1 protein-coding gene is annotated in these 868 nt (G+C 47.5%); it reads right to left on the bottom strand.

What is annotated here, in order from left to right; genetic code table 11:
* Positions 1–660: 660 nt before the first annotated feature.
* Positions 661–868, bottom strand: a 208-nt coding sequence (locus ACYP03_RS23850) for a hypothetical protein (protein ID WP_459782341.1), incomplete at its 5' end; no start/stop codon positions are given.

Here is an 868-nt window from a genome sequence, read left to right as displayed (position 1 = left end):
CTCATAATCGCTTGGTCGACAGTTCAAGTCTGTCAGGGGCCACCAGATTCTTGATAAGGCTTATGGAGAAATCCGTAAGCCTTTTCTGTTTCTGGCCTGTCTATATCCGGTCCGCAGTGACCTCCGGTAAGCTCAGATCCATTAGGTCCGCCGAAACTCTCCACGTAGTCACCACAGTGATACATTTACTAGTTCAGACTGATATCCACCATCAGAACCTTCTCTCGTCTGTACAGCGTGATTCAGGGCCACTACATACCACTCAACACCAGAACCGAAACCCAGAAAAACTCGCCGCCTGAACCAACAAAAATATAACCAACATCCTGTCCATTAGCTGAAGTTATTAATATAGATATGGGATGGATAGTTAGTTTAGTAACGGGAGGAACACCCATGATCCTAAAGCTCCCAGAACTAGAAAGTCAGGAAAAAACAGCATTAAACGATGACCGATTACCCTCAGTGGTAATCGGTCTGTTATCTCGTAAGTAATTTAGGTCAGTAGTAATCTACACTCAACCACCGCCCCAGAAACAGCAGCTAATCACCGGACTGGTATTCATACTGGAACCGGTATTACCACCGCGACAGGCGACTACAGCGCGAATCTGGTATGAGTTAGGGTGCCGAGTTGAGTTAGTGGAATAGAATGTGAATCTAGCTGGGTACTGTCGGGACTGTCACGGCTGTCAGAATCGTCGGCGCTGTCATGACCGTCGCAACTGTCAGGACAACAAGAAAAATACATCTTCGAGGACTACTGCCGCCGCCGTCGGGAGAAATGCACAACTCAAATAATCCTAAAATCGCAGCTAAAGACCGGATAGAGACCGGACCGACGACGCCGTCGCGATAATTACAGAAA

Source organism: Photobacterium sp. R1 (assembly GCF_054600795.1).
Note: the sequence above shows the minus strand (reverse complement) of the source record. Positions and strands in the feature narration are given on the sequence as shown.